This window comes from Mycobacterium sp. SM3041 (assembly GCF_039668335.1).
Taxonomy (GTDB): domain Bacteria; phylum Actinomycetota; class Actinomycetes; order Mycobacteriales; family Mycobacteriaceae; genus Mycobacterium.
On the sequence record NZ_JAYXBQ010000031.1, the window covers coordinates 1 to 4065 of the forward strand.

Below are 4065 nucleotides of genomic sequence, written 5' to 3' on the forward strand. Positions count from 1 at the left end.
CCGTTCGGCGCAGCGGGTCGAATTCGCGCAGGGCTTGGGGTTGCTTGCCGGTGGTGATCTGTTCGGCCAGTAGCCGGCCGGTCACCGGTCCATGAGCCAGTCCCCACATGCCGTGGCCGCCGGCAACGTAGACGCCGCGCGTCACCTCCCCGATGAGTGGGCGGCCGTCGGGAGTGACGGGGCGCGGGCCCACCCACATCTCGCTGCGTTCGGCCCACCGCACGCCCTGCAGCAAGGGAGCCGCGGAGGTGACGATGGCATCGACCCGCGCCGGTATCGCCGGATCGTGCGGGGCGCGGAATTCCATGGTTCCCGCCACCCGCAGCGCGCCGTGGTAGGGCGTGCACGCAACCCGCACATCGGGCAGGTAGACGGGCCCGGGGATGGGACGGTCCACGGGCACCGTGAACGAGTAGCCGCGACCGGCCTGCACGGGCACGCGTATCCGACTGCCGGCGAGCCGGGATAGCCATGCGCCGGTGGCGATCACCGCGGTGTCGGCGGTCAACGGCTCGTCATTTGGCGGGTGGACGCTGACCCCGCTGCCCGAGCTGGACACGTCGCGCACCTCCAATGTGCGCATCGTCGCGCCGCGCCGCACGACCGCCTGACTCAGCGCGTGGACGAACCGGCCGGGATCGACGAAGCGTTGACCGTTGATGCTCAGGGCGGCGGTGATCGCCTGCGATGCCAGCGGCACTTGCTCGCGTAGCGCCTCGCCGGCCAGAGCGGTGACAGATATTGTCTGCCCGGCCCTTTCGAGATGCTTGAGTTCGCGCATCATGCGTTCGGCTTGTTCGGTGCTGCGGAACAGGGCGGTGATCGGGGCATCGGTCACCGGTGCGTCGACGCCGTTGGCGACGAGTACGTCGAAGGCTTCGATGGCTTCTTCGTTGAGCGGCACGTTGGCGCGCACCGCCCGGTTCCACGACTCGGGTCGGCAGTTGGCGACGAAGCGCATCAAGAAGGCCCCGAGCTCGGCGTCGGCGGTCAAGGGAATGTGCAACGGGGCGGCCGGATCGACGAGGGCGCGCAGCCCATATCGCAGCACACCGGGTGAGTTCAGCGGCACCGTCAGTGCCGGTGCGATCCAGCCGGCGTTGCCCCACGATGCTCCGGCGGCCACGCCGGTGCGGTCAACCACGGTGACATCGAGGCCGCGCTCTTGCAGGAACCACGCCGTCGACAGCCCGACGATGCCCGCACCGACCACGATCGCCGACCGGGGTCCGCCGTCAATGCGCTCGCCGCCGCTCATCACAAACCTCCGCATCCGAACTTTCGTCCTTGCGTCCATGGTGGCTTCACCAGGAGAAAGGCATTTGCTGAAATCCGACAAGAGGCCGATGCCGGGTTGTCGAGATTCGACAACGCCCTCGTGAGCGCGGCCGTGTCCCGGCGAATCGGGTAGGCGCCGGCAGCGAGCATCTCCGCGACCGGCTTCGACGCGCCGTGAGGTGCCGGAGGCGTACAGCGCCGGCTGGCGCGCTTTGTCGTGTTTCGACAGCCCGGACTGGTCAGTCGGTGTCGGTGGCGGCGAGTTCGATCATCATGGCCAGCCGCTTCTTGGCATCGTCGAGTGGCAGATTCGTGATTTCGGCCATCTTGCGGAGCCGGTACCGCACGGTGTTCTCGTGCACACCCAGCCGGTTGCCCGCTTCGGTGGGGTCGCCCTGGGCCTCGAGCCAGGCCCGCAGGGTGGGCAGGTAGTCGGTGGCGTGGTCGCGGTCGTGCCGGCGCAGTTCGGCCACCGGCCGGCGATCGGGGGAGCGTCCTGAGCGTGCCGCACTGCGCAACCGTTGCAGCAGGATGTCGTCCCACGACTCGTCGTAGGCCGGAGGGGCGACGCCGGTCGGCGACGTCTCGTGTAGCGCCAGGCACTCGTCGGCCTCGTGGCGCGCCGCGACCAGATCAGCGACCTCTGCGGCACCACTGATACCGGCCAACAGCATCACCCGCTCGGGCAATGCCGCCTGCAGGCTGGAAACCCACTTCCTGGCAGCTTCTGATTGTTCGCCGGGCAGCAGCGTGTACACGGTGTTGCCGGCCAGGGCACTGCGGCCCGGCCGTGACCAACCAAAGCCGGTCGTGGCTCGCTCGAACGCCAACAGCAGCGCCGCGTCGCGTTCCGCGCCGATGAACGCCTGCAGCGCAACCACCCGCAACACGGTGTGCGGCAGGCCCAGTCGGCTGGCGGCGGTGGCGGCATCGGCAGTGCCCTCCAGCAACCGGATCACCAGTTCGGATTCCACTTGCCGCTCGAGGTCCGCGCTGGCACGTGACCGCAACAGGTGCAGGGCCACCGTGTGAGCCCCGTCGGCCAACGCAGTGAGCGCAGCCCCGGCCAACGGTGTCGCGCACTCGACCCACACCGACCCCATGAGCTGACGACCCGACCGCACCGCCACCACCATGCGCCCGGTCACACCGTGAGCAGAGTCCGGGCCGACAAACAACGGTTCGTCAGAAGACTCCAAATGCGCGTACACACCCCGAGCGTCAAAGAAGGCCCGCAGCTCCTCCGGCGCCTGTCGCTCGACGATGGTCGCCACCCGTGCCGGGTCGGCGCCGCGCTGGCGCCGCGAGTACGCCAAGACCCGCGAGAGCCGGTCCTCGATGATGACCGCCCCGCCCGCGGACTCGGCCAAACTGTCGGCCAGTGCGAACAGATCCGTTGGCCCGCGACCGGATTCGGTTTCACGGCCCTCCAGGACCAGCCCGAAGATGACCGCGGCCAACTCGCTCCAGGACATCGCCGGGTCGACCACCATCACGGCTACACCTTCGGCCGCACCGGCGAATGCGGTGTCGTCATCGCCCTCGGCGCGGACGAGTACGACCACGGCACGGGCTTGCGCCGCCCAGTGCACCGCCTGCTGCACTGATTGCGCGCCGATACCCAGCAGCACGTCACCGACGACGGCGCGGTCCTCGATGAGTTCATGCAGCACCACGCTGCGCAACTCCGTGGACCGCGGGACAGGACAAAACCGCAATCGCACGCCATAGCTGCCCAGCACATTGGCTAGGCGGTCCAACGTGACCACGGGCCGCTCCCTATGCCGAATCAACCCCAGCGTATCGGTTGCCGAATGCGCCCCGGTCAACGGCGGGCTCCCTGACGCGATGACGCCGCGCCGATCCCAGTACTTACAGGATCAGTTGATATCCACGGCAGCAACCGAATTCATCGTGCCTACTGCGTGGGGCAGTTGTGGACCAGAACCGCCGCGGTCACGGTCGCGACGAAGAAGGCGTGGGTGTTCGCGACCGTCAGATCCCACATGTCGGCCGTGCCGAATACCGAAGTGCTACCTGCGACCTGCGCGACGCTGTCCCGGAACGGGGTGGTCAACCGATCACCGGGACGCAGGTCTTTCGCGTCAACCCATTCGGCTCCCGGCCGAATGGCTCCGCCAGTGGTGGCGGCCAGCTCGGAGACCTCGGACGGCTCTGTCTGCGCCCGGGCCGTGCTGTAGAAGGGATGCTTGGCGGTTGTGTGTACCACCGAAGTGACATCGGCGGCGTTGGTGATCGTGAGGTCGAGCAGGTCGGTGTCGTGGTTGACCAGGACCGCCTCCACGGGCTGACCGCTGGTGCGCCCGGTTTCCGGGTCGACTGACCACACCCGATCGCCGACCTTGAGTTCCGCGATGGGGCGCTTGGTGCCATTGGCCATCAGGACCAGCGTGTCCGGGCCGAAGGATTGGCCCGCGCACGGAACATGCTGTGTCAGTGGGGTTGTCAGTGACTCGGCAGCCATGACCGCTGCCGGACTGTCGGCGAATTGCTGCGCGCGCGGCGCACCTGCGTGTTGCTCTGAACGTGGGCGATCGATGCCGGCCAACCAGAGTATCCCGCAAAGAGAAAGCACGATGGTGACCATCAAAGCCACCGGTACCCGCCACCAACGGCTACGACGCCACCACGACCGTTCACCCGGTACGAAGTTCACCACGACGATTCCCCTGAATACACCAGTTCTGATATCCGTCGGCAATGTCGGACACGTTCTGCAGGTGTAGTCGGGAGCCGGCCCCGAAACCGAATGCCGTCCGCCGGTGA

General features: G+C 67.8%; 3 protein-coding genes. All 3 read right to left on the reverse strand.

The genetic code is table 11. The features are described 5' to 3' along the window. Positions 1-1258 (reverse strand): FAD-dependent oxidoreductase (locus VXD91_RS07805; RefSeq protein WP_346415113.1); only part of this gene is annotated, 1258 nt, incomplete at its 3' end. Between the two features lie 259 nt (positions 1259-1517). Continuing rightward, on the reverse strand, positions 1518-3047 hold the full coding sequence (locus VXD91_RS07810; RefSeq protein ID WP_212812002.1) for a PucR family transcriptional regulator: 1530 nt from the start codon (positions 3045-3047) through the stop codon (positions 1518-1520). A 149-nt stretch (positions 3048-3196) separates the two neighbouring features. Beyond that, positions 3197-3763 (reverse strand): Hint domain-containing protein, encoded by a 567-nt coding sequence (locus tag VXD91_RS07815; RefSeq protein WP_212812001.1) that lies wholly within the window; start codon positions 3761-3763, stop codon positions 3197-3199. Positions 3764-4065: the final 302 nt, after the last annotated feature.

Excerpts from the sequence above, each read along its gene's own strand:
- VXD91_RS07815 (WP_212812001.1), bottom strand. The coding sequence starts at position 3,763 with ATGGCTGCCGAGTCACTGACAACCCCACTGACACAGCATGTTCCGTGC.